Raw genomic sequence first — 17,948 nt, forward strand, 5'->3', positions numbered from 1 at the left:
AGCCCACCGACTCCAACCCCGGCTACGTCACCCCGCTCGTGCGCAAGCTCGCGGGCGAGAACGGTATCGACCTCTCCACCCTCACGGGAACCGGAGTCGCCGGCCGGGGCCGGCTCGGGCTCGGCCGGGGCGGGGGCCTCGGCGTCGCTCTCGGCGTCGACCGACGGGGTCGCCTCGTCGGTGGCCTCGGTCTCGGCGGCCTGGACCTCGGGGGCCTCCTCGGCGGGAGCCTCGGGCTCGGACGCCGACGCGGCTCCGGAGCCGTCGCCGATGCGCACCAGCTCGGCGCCGACCTCGACGGTCTCGTCCTCCTGGACGAGGATCTCCTCGATCACTCCCGCGACGGGCGACGGGATCTCGGTGTCGACCTTGTCGGTCGAGACCTCGAGCAGGGGCTCGTCCACCTCGACGCGGTCCCCGACGTTCTTCAGCCAGCGGGTGACCGTTCCTTCCGTGACACTCTCTCCGAGTGCCGGGAGGCTGACGGATTCGCTCATGAGCCTGTCTCCTTAAGACGCTTGTGTTTCGATGTCCAGCTTACTGATGCGGAAGCGGCGGATCGCCGCACCGCAGTGGTTCTACAGGGCGTGCAGCGGCTTCCCTGCCAGAGCGAGGTGCGCCTCGCCGAGCGCCTCGTTCTGAGTGGGGTGCGCGTGCACGAGGGGCGCGACGTCCTCGGGGTGCGCCTCCCAGTTCACGATGAGCTGAGCCTCGCCGATCAGCTCGCCGACGCGGGCTCCGACCATGTGCACGCCGACGACGGGGCCGTCGACCAGGCGCACGACCTTCACGGAGCCGGTGGTCCCGATGATCGTGCTCCGGGCGTTGCCGCCGAGGCCGTAGTCGTACACGGCGACGCGCTCGGCGCCGTACTCGGCGATCGCGCGGGCCTCGCCGAGGCCGACGGAGGCCACTTCGGGGTCGCTGTAGGTCACCTTCGGGACGTTGACGTCCGAGACGACCTGCGGGCCCAGACCGGCGATCTCCTCCGCGACGAAGATCCCCTGCTGGAAGCTCCGGTGCGCGAGCTGGAGCCCCGGCACGATGTCGCCCACGGCGTACACGCCGGGGACGGAGGTCTGCAGGCGCTCGTCGGTCAGCACGTAGCCGCGGTCGAGGCGGACCCCGGCCTCCTCGAGGCCGATGCCTGCGGTCACCGGGCCGCGGCCGACGGCGACCAGCAGGATCTCGCCCTCCACCGTGGCGCCGCTCTCGAGCGACACGGAGACGCCGCCCTCGCTCTGCGAGACCGACGCGACGCGGGATCCCAGCTGGAAGGCGATGCCCCGCTTGCGGAAGGCGCGCTCCAGCTGCTTGCTGACGCTCTCGTCCTCATTGGGAACGAGGTGGGGGAGGGCCTCGACGATCGTGACCTCGGCGCCGAACGAGCGCCAGACGCTCGCGAACTCGACGCCGATCACTCCGCCGCCGAGGACGACGACGCTCGCGGGCACGTGGTCGAGCTCGAGAGCCTGGTCGCTCGTCAGGATCCGGCCGCCGATCTCGATGCCGGGGAGGGTGCGGGAGGCGGACCCGGTGGCGACGACGACCGACGCGCCGTGGAGCAGGTGCTCGCCGACCGTTACGGTGCCCGGCGCGGTGAGGCGGCCGTCGCCGGTCACGACCGTGATGCCGCGCGAGGACACGAGGCTCTGGAGCCCCTTGTACTTGCCGGCGACGACGCCCTCGCGGTAGCGCGTGACGCCCGCCATGTCGATCCCGGTGAAGCTCGAGAGCACGCCGTACTTCTCTCCCTCGCGGGCGCCGTCCGCCAGCTCGGCGGCGTGCAGCAGGGCCTTGGTGGGCACGCATCCCCGGTGCAGGCAGGTGCCGCCGAGCTTGTCGCGCTCCACGAGCGCGACGCTCATCCCGAGCTGCGTCGCCCGGAGGGCCGCCGCGTACCCGCCGCTGCCACCTCCGAGCACGACCAGGTCGTAGCGCTCTTCCGACACCCAGTGACTCCCTCGCGACGTGCGGTCCCGCTTCCCGGCCGACCGGCTCCGGCGCTGAGCGCCGAGCGGATCGGGAGGGGGGACGAGGCGGGATCTCCCGCCCCGTCGACCCTACTACGCGCTCGCGAAGCCCTCGGCCAGGGCGATCAGCGCGCGCACCGAGACCCCCGTGGCGCCGGCTCCGGTGAAGCCGTAGCCGCCGCCTCCGTTGCTCGAGGGGCCGGCGATGTCGAGGTGCGCCCACGGGATCGTGGTCGCGTCCTCGCCCTCGCCGCGCTTCCCGACGAACTCGCGGAGGAAGTGGCCGGCGAGGAGCATGCCGCCGGCGGTGTTGCCCGGCTTGACGTTCGCGATGTCGGCGATGTCCGAGTTCAGCAGCGGTCGCAGCTCCGCGGGGAGGGGCATCTGCCAGAAGGGCTCTCCCGCCGCGCGGGCGGCGTCGAGGACGCGGGAGACCAGCTCGTCGTCGCCCAGAGCGCCGACGGTCCGGTTGCCGAGGGCGACCACGGAGGCGCCGGTCAGCGTCGCGACGTCGATGATCGCATCGGGCTGCTCCTCGCTGGCGGCGACGAGGCCGTCGGCAAGCACCAGTCGGCCCTCGGCGTCGGTGTTCAGCACCTCCACCGTGGTCCCGCCGCGCACGGTGAGCACGTCGTCCGGGCGGATCGCGGTCCCGGAGGGGAGGTTCTCGGCGATGCAGAGCCAGGCGGTCGCGCGGAGCGGGAGGCCGAGCTCCGCGATGGCGCGCACGACGGCGTACACGGTCGCCGCGCCCGCCATGTCGGTCTTCATCCCGATCATCGAGGCCGGCGGCTTGAGCGAGAGTCCGCCGCTGTCGAAGGTGATGCCCTTGCCGACCAGGGCGAGGTGGGTGCTCGCGCCCTCGGGCGCGTAGGCGACCTTCACGAGGCGGGGCGGGCGGGAGGAGCCGCTGCCGACTCCGAGGATGCCGCCGAACCCCTCCTCCGCGAGGGCCTCCTCGTCCCAGACGGTGACCTCGAGGGGCAGTCCCTCTGCGCCGGTCTGCACGGCCTCGGCCAGCGTCTGCGGGTAGAGGTGCGACGGGGGAGTGTTGACGAGGTCCTTCACCATGCCGACCGCGCGGCCGAGCACGAGCGCCCGGTCCAGGACGGCGGGGTCGGCCGACTCGCCGCCGCCCAGCAGGACGACGTGCTCGACGGGCGCCTTCGCCGCGGCGGCGGTGCTGCCGCGGAAGGCGGTGAAGGAGTAGGAGCCGAGCGCGGCGCCCTCGGCGACCGCGGCGAGCGTGCCGTCGGAGCCGGCGGGGAGGGAGAGGGCCACGGAGGCGGACCCCGCGAGCAGGCGGACGGCGGCGCCCGCGGCGTTCCGCAGCGCGGTGTCGTCAGGCTCCGCCGAGCCGAGGCCGACGAGGACGATCACTCCGGCACGGACCGAGGACGGCACGCGCACGAGCGTCTCGGCCGCGCCGGTCGCGCCGAGCGCGCTCAGCGCGGGGGCCAGCTCCTCGAAGCCCTCCGCGCCGACGAGCCGGGGACCGTCGGGTCCCGGGGCGACGCCGAGGACGAGGGCGTCGGTGTCGATGTCGGAGGCGGGAACGGTCGAGTACTCGAGAGAGGAGAGGGGCATGGCGGCAATGCTAGGCGCTGTTCGCTGAGGGCTCAGCGGACCCGGCCGGGGCGCCGGGACCCCCGTTTAGACTGGACGCATGCTGGATCCGGAAGACCTGTTCGAGATCGAGGGCGACCTCTCCGAGATCCCGCGCGGGCTGCACCTCGTCGCGGGCCTGACCGGCTCGGCCGACGCCGGGGGAGCGGTGGGGCAGCTGGGGGAGTACCTCTTCGAGACCCTCGAGCACCGCGGGGTCGCGGTCTTCGACCAGGATCAGCTGCTCGACTACCGGGCCCGCCGCCCCATCATCACGTTCGACCAGGACCACCTGACCGACTACCGTCCTGCGATGCTCCGGCTCTCGCTCGCGCACGACGAGCTGCGCCAGCCGTTCCTCCTGCTCACCGGCTTCGAGCCCGACTTCCAGTGGGAGCGGTTCACCCGCGCGGTGGTCTCCCTCCTCGAGCGGCTCGACGTCGCCTCGACCACGTGGGTCCAGGCGATCCCGATGCCCGTGCCGCACACCCGGCCCGTCGGCGTCACCGTGAGCGGCAACCGCGAGGACCTGATCGAGGCGATGTCGGTCTGGAAGCCGCACACGCAGGTGCCCTCGAACGTCCTCCACCTGCTCGAGCTGCGCCTCTACGAGCGCGGTCTGACCGTGGTCGGCTTCGCGCTGCTCATCCCCCACTACCTGTCGGACACCGAGTACCCGCAGGCGGCGGTCGCGGCGCTCGAGAGCATCTCGGCGTCGACCGGCCTCATCTTCCCGACGGACCGCCTGCGCGAGAGCGGGCGGGAGTTCCTCGGCAAGGTCGACGAGCAGGTCGGCGGCAACGACGAGCTGCAGAAGCTGGTCTCGGCCCTCGAGGCGCGGCACGACACCTACATGGAGGGGACGAGCCTCCGCTCGCCGCTCACCGACGAGGACGGCTTCGTGCCCAGCGCCGACGCGATCGCCGCCGAGCTCGAGAAGTTCCTCGCGATCCGCCGCCCGGGCGAGGAGCCCACCGCCTCCTGAGCGGCCGTAGGATCGGACGAGTGCGTGATCGTCGAGCCTGGTTCGTCTTCGGTGCCGGAGCGTTCGCCTACCTCGTCGCGGTCCTGGACCGCACGACGCTGGGCGTCGCAGGAGTGGACGCCGCGGAGCGGTTCGGGGTGGCCGCCGCCGTCCTCTCGTCGCTCGCCGTCGTCCAGCTGATCGTCTACGCCGGGATGCAGATCCCGGTCGGGATCCTCATCGACCGGTTCGGCCCGCGGACCCTGATCCTCTCGGGCACGGCCCTGATGATGGCGGGCCAGGTCGTGGTCGCGATCGCGCCGGGCATCGGCGTCGCGATCGTCGGGCGGATCCTGCTGGGAGCGGGGGACGCCGCGATCTTCACCTCCGTGATCCGCCTCACGGTCACCTGGTTCAGCGGACCGATCGTGCCGCAGCTCTCGCAGTGGATCGGCAACATCGGCCAGGTGGGCCAGATCCTCTCCGCACTCCCGTTCGCGGCGATCCTCCACACGTTCGGCTGGGAGCCCGCGTTCCTCAGCGCCGCCGGCCTCGGGGCCGTGTCCTTCCTCGGCGTGCTCCTCCTGGTCGCCGACGTTCCGCCGCGCACCGAGCCGATCACGGTGGTGCCCCCGACGCTCCGGGCGACGATCGCGCAGCTCGGAGTGAGCCTGCGCCGGCCGGGGACGCAGCTCGGCTTCTGGTCGCACTTCGTCACGCAGTCCTCCGGCACGGTCTTCACGCTCCTCTGGGGCTACCCCTTCCTCGTCTACGCGATCGGTCTGCCGCCGACCGTCGCCGCGCCGACCCTCACGATCGTCGTGATCGCGGGGATCGTCGTCGGGCCGGTACTCGGCGTCCTGACCGCCCGCCACCCCATGCGCCGCAGCAACCTCGTGCTCGGGATCGTCTCGGCGATGGCGGTCGCCTGGACCGTCGTGCTGCTCTGGCCCGGCATCCCGCCGTACTGGCTCGTGGTGCTGCTCCTGATCGTCGTCGGAGCGGGCGGCCCCGGCTCCATGATCGGGTTCGACTTCGCCCGCACGTTCAACCCCTCGCGGAGCCTCGGCGCGGCGAACGGAGTCGTCAACGTGGGCGGGTTCCTGGCCAGCTTCACGATGATGTTCGCGATCGGCCTGATCCTCGACGCACTGGCCGGTCCCGGTGCCTCCTCCGAGCAGACCTACTCGCTCGAGCACTTCCGCCTGGCGTGGTGCGTGCAGTACGTGGTGGTCGGCGCCGGAGTCGTCGGACTCGTCGTCGCGCGCCGCCGGACCCGCCGCCGCCTGGCCGAGGACGAGGGAATAACCGTGGCCCCTCTCTGGGTTGCACTGAGTGACCGGATGCGCCGCGGCCGCGCGGGGCGCTGACGGTCGTCCGTCGATCCGCCCTTCTGCAGACGCGATGTCCCAGCGGAACGGCCCGGATCCCGCCGGATCGAGCCCCACTCGCACCGCACCGCACGGCTGCACTACTCAGACGTGCAATAATTGTCAATAGGACCCGTTCGGGTCGAGGAGCACCAGGCCCACGTCGGGCGTGCGACGTCCTCGACTTGACATGGGTCCTCGTAATGCCCACCGACGGACGACGCCTTCCCGCGCCGCCCGCCCCCGGGACGCAACGGATGGAGAGGTGCCGCCATGGCCACCAGAGCTACCAAGACCGCAACGCTCGACGCCGTCGACGACGACGTGACGACGACCACCAAGAAGCCCGCGACGCGCAAGCCCGCGGCGAAGACCACGGCGGCCAAGACCACCGCGGCCAAGACGACCCGCTCGCGCGCCACGACCAAGGCCGCCGCTCCCGCCGACACCGAGGAGGAGCCGACCGACGCCGTCGAGCCCGACGAGGCGGCGGAGGAGGAGGAGACCGAGGTCGTCGCCGAGGACACCGAGACCGACGCGAAGGACGACGCGGAGACGCCGGAGGCCCCGGCCGCCGCTGCCGTCGCCGCTCCGGCCGAGCCGCTCCCGAGCGGTGCGCTCGTCCTGTCGTTCGGCGGAGAGGACGACGAGGTCCCGGTCTACTCGACCGCGATCACCGGCGCCACCGCCGACCCGGTCAAGGACTACCTGAAGCAGATCGGCAAGGTCGCGCTCCTGAACGCGGCCGAGGAGGTCGAGCTCGCGATGCGCATCGAGGCCGGCCTGTTCGCCGAGGACAAGCTCGCCAACTCGACCGACCTCAGCCCGGAGCTCGTCCGCGAGCTGCGCTGGGTCGCGAAGGACGGCCAGCGCGCGAAGAGCCACCTGCTCGGAGCGAACCTCCGGCTCGTCGTCAGCCTCGCGAAGCGCTACACCGGTCGCGGGATGCAGTTCCTCGACCTCATCCAGGAGGGCAACCTGGGCCTCATCCGTGCGGTCGAGAAGTTCGACTACACCAAGGGCTTCAAGTTCTCGACCTACGCCACGTGGTGGATCCGCCAGGCGATCACCCGCGCGATGGCCGACCAGGCCCGCACCATCCGCATCCCGGTGCACATGGTCGAGGTCATCAACAAGCTGGCCCGCGTGCAGCGCCAGATGCTCCAGGACCTGGGCCGCGAGCCCACGCCCGAGGAGCTCTCGCGCGAGCTCGACATGACCCCCGAGAAGGTCATCGAGGTGCAGAAGTACGGGCGCGAGCCGATCTCGCTGCACACGCCCCTGGGCGAGGACGGCGACAGCGAGTTCGGCGACCTCATCGAGGACACCGAGGCGGTCGTCCCGGCCGACGCCGTAGGCTTCACCATGCTGCAGAAGCAGCTGGAGTCGCTGCTCGACTCGCTCTCGGAGCGCGAGGCCGGCGTGATCCGCATGCGCTTCGGCCTCGGCGACGGCATGCCGAAGACGCTCGACCAGATCGGCGACACCTTCGGCGTGACGCGCGAGCGCATCCGTCAGATCGAGTCCAAGACGATGGCCAAGCTCCGCCACCCGTCCCGCTCGCAGTCGCTCCGCGACTACCTCGAGTAGGCCGGTGATCCGCTACGCGCCGGCGGTCCTCCTCGGGAGGGCCGCCCGGTTCGCCGCGCGGGTCCGGAAGCCCGGCGGGGGATCCGCCGTGCCCGGACTCGTGGTGAACCGTGTCGCGCCCGGATTCCTGCCCGCGGTGCTCGACGGATTCCGGGACGGCCTCGTGGTCGTCACGGGATCGGCGGGCAAGTCGACCACGACCAAGATGCTGGTCGCGGTGCTCCGCGCGCACGGGCTCCGGGTCTTCACCAACCCCTCGACGGCCAACATCGCCCAGGGGCTGACCTCCGCGCTCCTGGAGCGGGCGGACCTCCGCGGACGGATCGACGCCGACATCGCCGTCCTCGAGATGGACGAGGGTCACGGCGCGCGCCTCGCGCCCCGGATGCGCCCCCGCGTCGTCCTGCTGACGAACGTGGTGGTCGACCAGATCGACCGCTTCTTCGACCCGGCCATGGTCGCGCGGATGCTCGGCACCATCGCCTCCCGCGCGACCGGTCCCGTCGTGCTGAACGCCGACGACCGCCACGTCGCCGATGTCGCGACCTCCCTCCCCGACGAGCGGATCCGCTGGTACGGCGTCTCCTCCTCCATCCGCGACTCCGCGTCCGGCGGTCTCGGCTACGCCGCAGAGGCGGAGGCCGGGACCGACCGTGCGACCACCGTCGTCGAGAGCACGACGGGAGCGGCCGCGCGCATCATCAGCGACGGCGACCCGCTCGAGGTCCGGCTCCCCGCACGGGGCGTCCACTACGCGGTGGACGCCGCAGCGGCCGTCTCCACGGCCCGCGCCGTGCTCGCTGAGCGCTTCGACCCGGCCCTCGCCGCCTCCGCGCTCTCGAGCATCGACCCCGTCTTCGGGCGGGGCGAGATCGTCACCGTGCGCGGCCACGAGGTCGAGTTCGTCCTGGTCCAGAACCCGGCGAGCTACCGCCTGAACATCGCGGAGATCCCCGAGGGGACCGAGCAGATCATGCTCGCGATCGGCTCCGACGTCCGAGACCCCTCCTACTTCTGGCCCGTGGACACCTCCGTGCTCGGGCACGTCAGAGTCGTCTCGGGGTCGAAGGCGCACGAGGCGGCGCTGCACCTGCGCTACGACGGCGTGCGCGTCGACTCCGTCGACGAGGACCTGGGTCGCGCGCTCGACGCGTTCCTCGCTCTGCCGACCCCCGCCTCCGGCCGGAAGACCATCGTCTTCTCGGCGGATTCGATGCGCCGCACCCGTGCGCACCTGCAGCTCGTCACCAACCGCGAGGAGACCGCGTGACCACCCTCCGCATCGCCGTGCTCGCTCCCGACGTCCTGGACAGCAACGGCGACGCGGCGAACGCCCGGGTCCTCGCGGCTCGGGCGCGCTGGTCGGGCGTCGAGGCGGAGGTGGTGCCGCTGGCGACCGCCTCCGACGCCGAGGTCCGTCCGGACGTCCTGGTCGCCGGGACGGGAGCGGACGAGGACCTCCCGGGCGTCCTGGCTCTCCTCCACGAGATCGCGCCGACGCTGCGGGCCTGGGTCGACCAGGGCACCCAGGTGGTCGCGGTCGGAGCCGGCTGGGAGATGCTGGCCGGTTCGATCAGCACGGCCGCGGGCGGAGCCCAGGGGATCGGGCTGTTCCCCGGAGACTCGGTCACGGGCGAGCGCGCGACCGACGACCTCCTCGTCGAGACGCCGGGCGGCGTCCTCATCGGCTTCGAGAACCACGAGCGCCGGATGACCGGGATCGCGCCCGAGCACGCGCTCGGCCGAGTGCTGCACGGCACCGGCGACGGCGCCGGCCACGAGGGCTACGCGGAGGGAGGCCTTCTGGGCACGCACCTGCACGGCCCCGTCCTCGCGAAGAACCCCTCGCTCGCGGACGCGATCCTGCGGCGCGCCCTCGGCGACGCCTACTCCCCGTCGGACGAGCGTCTCCGCCTGGTCGATGAAACGGCACGAGCCGCTCGCGATGTGATCGCGAAGCGGCTCGGTGTCGGTCGGTAGGGCGCTGACGCGCCGTCCGGGCTGATCGGGGACACGCTAGGGGCGCTGCTCCTCGAAGAGTCGGGCGGACTCGTCGTGCCAGCTCTGGGCGATGCTGGAGAGCTTCTCCTGGTACTTCTTCCCGTGGTGCGCGCAGAACAGCAGTTCTCCGTTGTTCACGACCACTCGGATGTACGCCTGGGCACCGCAGCTGTCGCAGCGGTCGGCGGCGGAGAGCTGGTGGGCACCGGCGAGCTCGTCCACGCCGTTCTGGGTTGCTGTGGTCGACATGACTTGGCCTCCTGCACTCGTTCTTCGATCTCTGCTTAGTGGAACCCATCCAAGCACGCGATTGTTTCCGCACGGAGTCGATCGGTCGGCATTTCGCTCTGCGCGTAGGGGCCCCGCGCCGAGCGGCCATCGTGCTGTCGTCGGGTGCCGCGCCACCGCGGCCGGAGCGGTTCCCGAAAGTAGACTGGGCGGATGGCCTCCACCGACTACAACGCCCGCCACCTCTCCGTCCTCGAGGGTCTCGAGGCGGTCCGGAAGCGGCCCGGCATGTACATCGGATCGACCGACTCGCGCGGCCTCATGCACTGCCTCTGGGAGGTCATCGACAACTCCGTCGACGAGGCGCTGGCCGGGCACGGGACCGAGATCAGCGTGCTCCTGCACGCCGACGGCAGCGTCGAGGTGCGCGACCGCGCGCGCGGGATCCCGGTCGACATCGAGCCGAAGACGGGGCTCTCCGGAGTCGAGGTCGTGTTCACGAAGCTGCACGCGGGCGGCAAGTTCGGCTCCGGGTCCTACGCGGCGTCCGGCGGTCTGCACGGCGTCGGCGCCTCCGTGGTCAACGCGCTCTCGGAGCGCCTCGACGTCGAGGTCGACCGCAACGGCCGCACCTACCGGATGTCGTTCCACCGGGGGGAGCCCGGGCGCTTCGCCGACGCGGGCGAGCCCACCCCCGACGCTCCGTTCACGCCGTTCGAGAACGGGTCGGAGCTGACGGTCGTCGGGAAGGTCGCCAAGGGCGTCACCGGTACGCGCGTGCGCTACTGGGCCGACCGCCAGATCTTCACGAAGGGCGCCTCGTTCCAGACGGACGACCTGGTGACGCGCGCCCGGCAGACCGCGTTCCTCGTCCCCGGCCTGACGATCGACATCGTCGACGACCGGGCGGACGAGCGCCGCGCCGAGATGTTCCGCTACGACGGCGGCATCTCGGAGTTCGTCGAGTTCCTCGCCCCCGACGCCCCCGTGACCGAGGTGCTGCGCCTCACCGGCTCCGGCACCTTCACCGAGACCGTGCCGGTGCTGACCCCCGGCGGCGCCATGGTGCCCACCGAGGTGGAGCGCACCTGCGAGGTCGACATCGCCCTGCGCTGGGGCACCGGCTACGAGACGGTGATGCGCAGCTTCGTGAACATCATCTCGACGCCCAAGGGCGGGACGCACCAGACCGGCTTCGAGCAGGGCCTGCTGAAGCTGCTCCGCTCCCAGGTGGAGGCGAACGCCCGCCGCCTCAAGGTCGGCTCGGACAAGCTCGAGAAGGACGACGTCCTCGCCGGGCTCAGCGCCGTGCTGACCGTGCGGCTCCCTGAGCCGCAGTTCGAAGGCCAGACGAAGGAGGTGCTGGGCACGCCCGCGGTCCGCGCGATCGTCGCCTCCACCATCGCCTCGACGCTGGGCGTGGTGTTCTCCTCGACGCGCCGCGAGGACAAGGCGCAGACCTCCCAGCTCCTCGAGAAGGTCGTCGCCGAGATGAAGTCGCGGATCTCGGCCCGCGCGCACAAGGAGACGCAGCGCCGCAAGAACGCGCTGGAGTCCTCCTCCCTTCCGGCGAAGCTGGTCGACTGCCGCAGCAGCGACGTCGAGAACAGCGAGCTCTTCATCGTCGAGGGCGACTCCGCCCTCGGCACCGCCAAGCTCGCCCGCAACAGCGAGTACCAGGCCCTGCTGCCGATCCGGGGGAAGATCCTCAACACGCAGAAGGCGAGCATCGCCGACATGCTCTCGAACGCCGAGTGCGCCTCGATGATCCAGGTGATCGGAGCCGGCTCCGGCCGCTCCTTCGACCTCTCGGCCGCCCGCTACGGGAAGATCATCCTGATGAGCGATGCCGACGTCGACGGCGCCCACATCCGCACCCTGCTGCTCACGCTCTTCTTCCGCTACATGCGGCCGCTCGTCGAGGCGGGGCGCGTCTTCGCCGCCGTGCCTCCGCTGCACCGGCTCGTGGTGATGAACGCGGGGAAGAAGCCGAACGAGACGATCTACACCTACTCCGAGAAGGAGCTGCAGAGCGTGCTCGCGGCCCTCGGCAAGGCGGGCCGCCGTTACCAGGACCCGATCCAGCGCTACAAGGGGCTCGGCGAGATGGACGCGGACCAGCTGGCCACGACGACCATGGACCGCTCCCGCCGCACCCTCCGCCGGGTGCGGGTCGCCGACGCGGAGAACGCCGGCCGGGTGTTCGAGCTGCTGATGGGCAACGACGTGGCACCCCGCAAGGAGTTCATCGTCCGCGGGTCCGAGTCGCTGTCGCGGGACCGCATCGACGTCTGAGCCGCGGGGCTCAGAACACCTCGGGCGCCGCTCCGATCGTCGCGATCGGCGCCGCGAGCGCCACGCCGGAGCCGTCGCGCTTCATCCCGGAGTCGGGCAGCGCGGCGACCGAGCCGTCGGCCTCGATCGCGTGCGCGGGACCGGGGCCGACCCACGCCACTCCGAGGGCGGTCTCGCCCTTGAGGAAGCGCTGCGCACGGACTCCGCCGGTGGCCCTGCCCTTGGCGGGGAACTCCGAGAACGGCGAGACCTTCGCACTGCCGGTGTCGGTCCCCGAGAGGGCCCAGCTGTCGACGGCGACCGTCGCGACGACGGCCTCGTCCCGGTCCTCGGCGGCGACGACGGCGAAGTGCACGACGTCGTCGGTCTCGGCCAGCTTGACCCCGGCCATCCCCGCGGCGGTCCGGCCCTGAGGGCGGACGGCGGACGCGGGGAAGCGCAGCAGCTGGGCCTCGCCGGTGACGAAGACCAGCTCGTCCTCCTCCGCCGACGCGGCCGCGCCCACGACGGCGTCCTTCGGCTTCAGGGCGATGAGCTCGATGTCCGGGCGGTTGGGCAGCTCGCCCGGCGCGACGCGCTTGACGACGCCCTGCTGGGTGCCGAGCGCGATCGGCCGCTCGTCGTCGAGGGCGACGAGCGCGAGCACCCGCTCGTCCTTCGCCAGGTGCGGGAGGTAGTCGCTCATGCGCACGCCCGCGCCCAGCTGCACCGAGGAGGAGGGGACGGCGGGCACGTCGACCGGCGAGAAGCGGAGGAGCCGACCGGCGCTGGTGACCGCGCCGATCTCCGTCCGGCTGGTCGTGTCGAGCACGCTGAGGACGGCGTCGTGCTTCGAGCGGCGCGTGGCGCGCTCGGGGTGGGGAGCGGCCTCGGGGTCGCGGTCGACCCGCACCATGCGGCCGGTGGTGCTCAGCAGCACCCGGCAGGGCACGTCCGCGATCTCGAGCACCGCGGCGGCCTTCCGCCCGGTGGTGGCGACGGAGGGACGCGCCTCGGTGAGCAGGGTGCGCCGCGGGGTCCCGAGGCGCTGGGCGACCTCGTCGAGCTCGTCCGAGACCAGCTCGTCGATCCGTGAGCGGCTGGCGAGGAGGGCCTCGAGCTCGGCGATCTCGGCGAGGAGGGTGTCGCGCTCGGTCTCGAGCTCGATGCGCGAGAACTTCGTGAGACGGCGGAGCTGGAGCTCGAGGATGTAGTCGGCCTGCAGGGTGCTGAGGTCGAAGACCTCGATCAGCCGGGCCCGCGCCGCCGCGGTGTCGTCGCTCCCGCGGATCAGCTGGATGACCTCGTCGATGTCGAGGATCGCGATGAGCAGGCCCTCGACCAGGTGCAGCCGCTCCTGGCGCTTGCGCAGTCGGTAGCGGGTCCGCCGGGTGACGACCTGCACCCGGTGGCCGATGTAGACCTGCAGCAGCTCCTTCAGGCCGAGGGTGCGCGGGCCGCCGTCGACCAGCGCGACGTTGTTGATCGAGAACGCGTCCTCGAGGGGCGTGTAGCGGTAGAGCTGCTCGAGGACGGCCTCCGGGCTGAAGCCGGTCTTGATCCCGATGACGAGCCGGAGGCCGTTGTCCCGGTCCGTCAGGTCGGTGACGTCCGAGATGCCGCTGAGCTTCTTGTTCTGGACGCCGTCCTTGATCTTGTCGATGACCTTCTCGGCGCCGACGAGGTAGGGCAGCTCGGTGACGACCAGGCCGGACTTGCGCGCGGTGATGCTCTCGACCGAGACGCGCGCGCGGGTCTTGAAGCCGCCCCGGCCGGTCGCGTAAGCGTCGCGCACGCCGGCGAGGCCGACGATCGTGCCACCGCTCGGGAAGTCCGGTCCGGGGACGAACGACATCAGGTCGTCCAGGGACGCGTCGGGATGGGCGATCAGGTGCCGGGCCGCCCCGATCACCTCCACGAGGTTGTGGGGCGCCATGTTCGTCGCCATGCCGACGGCGATGCCGCTGGCCCCGTTGACCAGCAGGTTCGGGAACGCGGAGGGGAGGACCTCGGGCTGGTCGTGCGAGTTGTCGTAGTTCGGGACGAAGTCGACGACGTCCTCGCCGAGGTGCTCGGTCATGGCCGTGGCGGCCGGGGCGAGGCGGGCCTCGGTGTAGCGGGCCGCGGCCGGGCCGTCGTCGAGGGAGCCGAAGTTGCCGTGCCCGTCGACGAGGGCGACCCTCATCGTGAACGGCTGGGCGAGGCGGACGAGGGAGTCGTAGATCGAGGCGTCGCCGTGCGGGTGCAGCTTGCCCATCACCTCGCCGACCACGCGGGCCGACTTCACGTGGCCGTGATCGGGCCGCAGCCCCATCTCGCTCATCATGTAGAGGATCCGGCGCTGCACCGGCTTGAGGCCGTCGCGGGCGTCGGGCAGGGCCCGCGAGTAGATGACCGAGTACGCGTACTCGAGGAAGGACCCCTCCATCTCGGCCGAGACGTCGACGTCCTCGATGCGCTCGGTGAGCGAGGATCCGGAGGAGGGGGCTGCAGCGTTCATGACTCGATTCGGTGGCGGGCGCGGGGCGGCGGCGGGGGACTGCACCGCCCTGCGGCGCTCGACGGGACGGGCGGAGCGGAGACGGCGCCTCGCGGACGGGACCGGCCCTCCCGTTCACGCGGACGCTCCGCCGCACCGGCCCGGCGGGGACGGCGGCGCTGTGCGAAACTGGGCGCGATGACCCACATGATACCGCCAGCCCCCGACGGGCGGCGGAGCCTCGCCGACGTCCTGCCGGGCGCCCTCGACGCGCTCCTGGGCCGCCCCGGCCTCTTCGGCTCGCCCCGCGTCGAGCGGATCGTGGTCGTCCTCGTCGACGGCCTGGGTGCCGCGAACCTCCGCCAGCGCGGGGGCCACTCGCGCACGCTCGCCCCGGCCCTCAACCGCGGCACCACGCTCGTCTCGGGCTTCCCGACGACCACCGCGGCGGCCCTGGCGAGCCTGACGACGGGCCTGCGCCCGGGCGGGCACGGGATGGTCGGCTACCGCGTGCTCGACCGCGCCTCCGACCGCCTGGTCAACCAGCTCTCCGGCTGGGACGAGGGCATGGTGCCCGAGACGTGGCAGCCCCACCCCACGGTCTTCGAGCAGGCCTCGGCCGCCGGTGTCCGGGCCGGAGTGATCGGCCCCGCGCGGTACGCCCGCTCCGGTCTCACGCGGGCGATCCTGCGCGGCGCCGAGTACCACTCCGCCGGCGGCGTCGCCGAGCGCTTCACGGCGGCGCGCGCCCTGCTCGACGAGGGCGGCCGGCAGCTCGTGTACCTCTACGTCCCCGAGCTCGACCAGGCGGCGCACGCGCGCGGCTGGGAGTCGCCGGAGTGGACGGCAGCGCTCGAGCTCCTGGACGGGGAGGTCGGCGGAGCGGTCCGCGGGCTCTCCGCCCGCGAGAGCGTGCTGGTCACCGCCGACCACGGCATCGTGGACGTTCCGGCGTCCTCGCACGTGCTCGTCGAGCGGGGACCGCTGCTCGAGGGCGTCCGGCACCTCGGCGGAGAGCCCCGCTGCCTGCAGCTGCACCTCGAGCCGGGTGTGGACCCCGACGAGGTGGCGCGGCGCTGGATCGAGGCGGAGGGCGCACGCGCCTGGATCGCGACGCGCGACGGGGTCGCTGCGAGCGGCTGGTTCGGCGAGGTCTCGCCGGCGGCGGCCGAGCGGATGGGCGACGTGTTCGTCGCGGCACGGAGGACCATCGCCTACTACGCGGCGGACGACTCCTCCGGCCGCTCGATGATCGGACAGCACGGGTCGCTCACGCCGGAGGAGACGCAGGTGCCGCTCCTCCGCTTCGGCGCGCTGGCCTGAGCCGGGCCGGAGGGACGGGGGGCACCGTCCGCCCCGGCGGAGCCGCGCCGGCGGAGGGTCAGTCGTCGCTGCGCGCTCCGAAGACGATCTCGTCCCAGCTCGGCATCGACGCCCGCCCCCGGCGGAGGCTCCCGCGCACGCCCGACGGCTGCTCGGGGACCGGGGGAGCGGTGCGCGGCGGCTCCGGTGCCTTCTCGACGGGAGGAGCGGCCTCGGCCTCGGGCTCCGGCTCCTCGCGGACGCGGAGGCTCGAGGCGTGATCGCGCTCGCCCCGGCGGCGACGCAGGGCGTCGAGCAGGTCGGCGGTGTCGTTGAGGTTGCGCTCGCGCTGCTCCGTCGTGCTGGTGACGGGGCGGGGGAGCGTCGAGATCGGGCGCGGGGTCTCGGAGAGGGCCGGCTGCGGTTCCGTGTCGGAGGGGCGGACGGCGGCCGGCCGGGCGTGCGGCATCGCGGCGGGGCGGCCGGCGGTGGGGTGGTCGGCCCGGGCGGAGCGGCTCGGCGCCTCCGCGGACTCCGTGTCGAAGCGCGTGGCGAGCTCGTCGACGGCGGCGGGGATGACGGCGCGCAGGCGCGGGATGAGGGTCGGCCGGATCTCACCCTGCTGCGAGAGCGTGATCGCCTCGGAGGTCAGCGGCGACAGCAGCGCCTTCCGCGGGTCGAAGCGCCAGCGGGCGTCGTGGTCGATCTCGTCCGAGCGGAAGAGGAGCTTGACGACCCAGCCCTCCTCCTCCTTCCAGCTCGACCACTGCTCGCCCTCGGCGCCGAGCGACGCGAGGCGGTCGCGGATGACGTCGCCGAAGGGCGTGCCCTCCTCGAGGGGATCGGGGTCGGTGGTCGTGTAGACGCGCACGGCGAGAGCGGACGCGACGATGTGCTCGCGCTCGGCCGTGACGGGTCCCTCGAAGCGCTGGACGTAGCCCAGGTCGGCGCCCGTGAGCTCGGCGACCTCCTCGGCGGAGAGCCCGGAGCGGATGTGGGCCTGGATCTCGCGGGGGGAGACGCGCTTCTCGCGCGGCGGGAGGGTGTGGACCCGCGGCCGCAGCTGGCTCTGCAGCGTCTCGTCGATGCGGACCGAGAAGCGCTCGCCGCCCTCGGACACGAGGACGAGCGATCCGCCCTCGACGCCGATCACCTTCAGTTCCATCATCGTGGGGACCCTCCTTCTGGACGCGGACCGGGCAAGGATGCCACGCGCCCGGGCGATCGGCCGGGAATACCCCGGGCGGGTCGAAAGTTGGTGCGGAAGGAGGCGGGGCGAGCGGGTGTCAAGAGCCGTTCGAGGTGGTTTGCGAATCGATGCGTCGTGATGCACACTGACCCCGCCGATTTGTTGAACAGCAGAAATAAGAAGTGGATGGGAATGGCTACGGACTACGACGCCCCCCGCAAGACCGATGACGACTCCGAGTCGATCGAGGCCCTGAAGGAGCGAGTCCCCGACAAGATGTCCGGAGTCGTCGACGTCGATGACGCCGACAACCCGGGCGGATTCGAACTGCCCGGTGCCGATCTGTCCGACCTCGATCTGGACGTCGTGGTCCTTCCGCCCCAGGCGGACGAGTTCACGTGCGTGAGCTGCTTCCTCGTGAAGCACCGCTCGCAGATCGACCACGAGGAGAAGCTCGGACCGATCTGCCTGGAGTGCGCCGCTTAAGCGCCTCCCGGCTCCGAAGGACGACCGCTCCGTCGCCGTGATCCCCGGATCGCGGCGACGATGTCGTCCGGGCGGCGGGTGGAGACCAGCCAGTACGGCGTCGGGTCGGCCGGATCCTCGATCGGGACCCGCACCACCTCCTTCACCCAGCCGCGGATGACCAGGTACGCCCGCGCGTCCAGGCGCGTCCCGCGCTCGGCGAACGCCTGGTCCCCCGAGTAGGAGGACGGCTCGCCCACGAGGTCCAGCGGGATATGTGCGCGGCCGGCGCGCAGTTCCCCCTCCGCCACCTCGATCACGGGGGAGAGGGCCAGCAGCGACAGCACGCAGCCCGCGTACAGAACGACCGCGACGATCACCCCCACCGCGAGGTCGATGGGCGCGAACACCAGGATGCTGGCGGGGATCACGAGGGCGGTGGCGACGAAGAGCCAGGGCGCGGGCCACAGCCTCTCTCGGTAGGACGGCATGACCCTATTGGATCAGA

14 protein-coding genes and 1 pseudogene are annotated in these 17,948 nt (G+C 72.2%); 8 read left to right on the top strand and 7 right to left on the bottom strand.

Going from position 1 to position 17,948, the window contains the following annotated elements:
- Nucleotides 1-92: 92 nt before the first annotated feature.
- The 3 genes and pseudogenes from C5C56_RS14685 to C5C56_RS14695 all read right to left on the bottom strand — a co-directional run.
- A pseudogene (locus tag C5C56_RS14685) lies at nt 93-497 on the bottom strand (biotin/lipoyl-containing protein); the annotation flags it as partial.
- A gap of 81 nt (nt 498-578) precedes the next feature.
- Nucleotides 579-1,952 carry a dihydrolipoyl dehydrogenase gene (lpdA, locus tag C5C56_RS14690; protein ID WP_104288258.1) on the bottom strand — a complete coding sequence of 458 codons (1,374 nt, stop codon included), beginning with the start codon at nt 1,950-1,952 and terminating at the stop codon, nt 579-581.
- A gap of 114 nt (nt 1,953-2,066) precedes the next feature.
- Entirely contained in the window at nt 2,067-3,560 is a 1,494-nt protein-coding gene (locus tag C5C56_RS14695) for a leucyl aminopeptidase (protein ID WP_104288259.1), read from the bottom strand.
- Between the two features lie 79 nt (nt 3,561-3,639).
- On the opposite strand from C5C56_RS14695, the gene C5C56_RS14700 reads away from it, so the two are divergent.
- The 5 genes from C5C56_RS14700 (at nt 3,640) to C5C56_RS14720 (ending at nt 9,482) form a co-directional block, all read left to right on the top strand.
- Nucleotides 3,640-4,563, top strand: coding sequence for a proteasome assembly chaperone family protein (locus C5C56_RS14700; RefSeq protein WP_104261521.1), 924 nt, complete (start codon nt 3,640-3,642; stop codon nt 4,561-4,563).
- Between the two features lie 20 nt (nt 4,564-4,583).
- Nucleotides 4,584-5,912 carry a nitrate/nitrite transporter gene (locus tag C5C56_RS14705; RefSeq protein ID WP_104261522.1) on the top strand — a complete coding sequence of 443 codons (1,329 nt, stop codon included), beginning with the start codon at nt 4,584-4,586 and terminating at the stop codon, nt 5,910-5,912.
- A 273-nt stretch (nt 5,913-6,185) separates the two neighbouring features.
- Complete coding sequence (locus tag C5C56_RS14710; RefSeq protein WP_104232561.1) at nt 6,186-7,502, top strand: RNA polymerase sigma factor; 1,317 nt, start codon at nt 6,186-6,188, stop codon at nt 7,500-7,502.
- Nucleotides 7,503-7,506: 4 nt separating this feature from the next.
- The gene (locus C5C56_RS14715; protein WP_104288261.1) at nt 7,507-8,772 is read left to right on the top strand and encodes a Mur ligase family protein; all 1,266 of its coding nucleotides are present in this window, start codon (nt 7,507-7,509) and stop codon (nt 8,770-8,772) included.
- On the top strand, nt 8,769-9,482 hold the full coding sequence (locus C5C56_RS14720; RefSeq protein ID WP_146078817.1) for a type 1 glutamine amidotransferase: 714 nt from the start codon (nt 8,769-8,771) through the stop codon (nt 9,480-9,482). The genes C5C56_RS14715 and C5C56_RS14720 overlap by 4 nt, the downstream gene beginning before the upstream one ends.
- Before the next feature lie 36 nt (nt 9,483-9,518).
- Here C5C56_RS14720 and C5C56_RS14725 read toward each other — a convergent pair whose 3' ends face one another.
- Nucleotides 9,519-9,752 carry a hypothetical protein gene (locus tag C5C56_RS14725; protein ID WP_068212876.1) on the bottom strand — a complete coding sequence of 78 codons (234 nt, stop codon included), beginning with the start codon at nt 9,750-9,752 and terminating at the stop codon, nt 9,519-9,521.
- Nucleotides 9,753-9,944: 192 nt separating this feature from the next.
- Here C5C56_RS14725 and C5C56_RS14730 point away from each other — a divergent pair, with 192 nt between their 5' ends.
- Nucleotides 9,945-12,026: a type IIA DNA topoisomerase subunit B gene (locus C5C56_RS14730; protein ID WP_104222112.1), complete on the top strand. Its 2,082-nt coding sequence runs from the start codon at nt 9,945-9,947 to the stop codon at nt 12,024-12,026.
- A gap of 10 nt (nt 12,027-12,036) precedes the next feature.
- On the opposite strand, the gene C5C56_RS14735 is transcribed toward C5C56_RS14730, so the two are convergent.
- The gene (locus tag C5C56_RS14735) at nt 12,037-14,505 is read right to left on the bottom strand and encodes a DNA topoisomerase (ATP-hydrolyzing) subunit A (protein ID WP_104319835.1); all 2,469 of its coding nucleotides are present in this window, start codon (nt 14,503-14,505) and stop codon (nt 12,037-12,039) included.
- Between the two features lie 177 nt (nt 14,506-14,682).
- Here C5C56_RS14735 and C5C56_RS14740 point away from each other — a divergent pair, with 177 nt between their 5' ends.
- Complete coding sequence (locus C5C56_RS14740; RefSeq protein ID WP_258065688.1) at nt 14,683-15,807, top strand: alkaline phosphatase family protein; 1,125 nt, start codon at nt 14,683-14,685, stop codon at nt 15,805-15,807.
- A 58-nt stretch (nt 15,808-15,865) separates the two neighbouring features.
- Here the strand turns inward: C5C56_RS14740 and sepH are convergent, their stop codons facing one another.
- Nucleotides 15,866-16,954: a septation protein SepH gene (gene sepH / locus C5C56_RS14745; protein WP_104232567.1), complete on the bottom strand. Its 1,089-nt coding sequence runs from the start codon at nt 16,952-16,954 to the stop codon at nt 15,866-15,868.
- A 213-nt stretch (nt 16,955-17,167) separates the two neighbouring features.
- Here sepH and C5C56_RS14750 point away from each other — a divergent pair, with 213 nt between their 5' ends.
- Nucleotides 17,168-17,461 (top strand): DUF4193 domain-containing protein, encoded by a 294-nt coding sequence (locus C5C56_RS14750; protein WP_055792269.1) that lies wholly within the window; start codon nt 17,168-17,170, stop codon nt 17,459-17,461.
- Here C5C56_RS14750 and C5C56_RS14755 read toward each other — a convergent pair.
- The gene (locus C5C56_RS14755) at nt 17,458-17,931 is read right to left on the bottom strand and encodes a DUF3093 domain-containing protein (RefSeq protein ID WP_104232568.1); all 474 of its coding nucleotides are present in this window, start codon (nt 17,929-17,931) and stop codon (nt 17,458-17,460) included. The two genes, C5C56_RS14750 and C5C56_RS14755, sit on opposite strands and share 4 nt — an antisense overlap.
- Nucleotides 17,932-17,948: the final 17 nt, after the last annotated feature.

This window comes from Rathayibacter sp. AY1D1 (assembly GCF_002932635.1).
In the GTDB taxonomy this organism is placed as follows: domain Bacteria; phylum Actinomycetota; class Actinomycetes; order Actinomycetales; family Microbacteriaceae; genus Rathayibacter.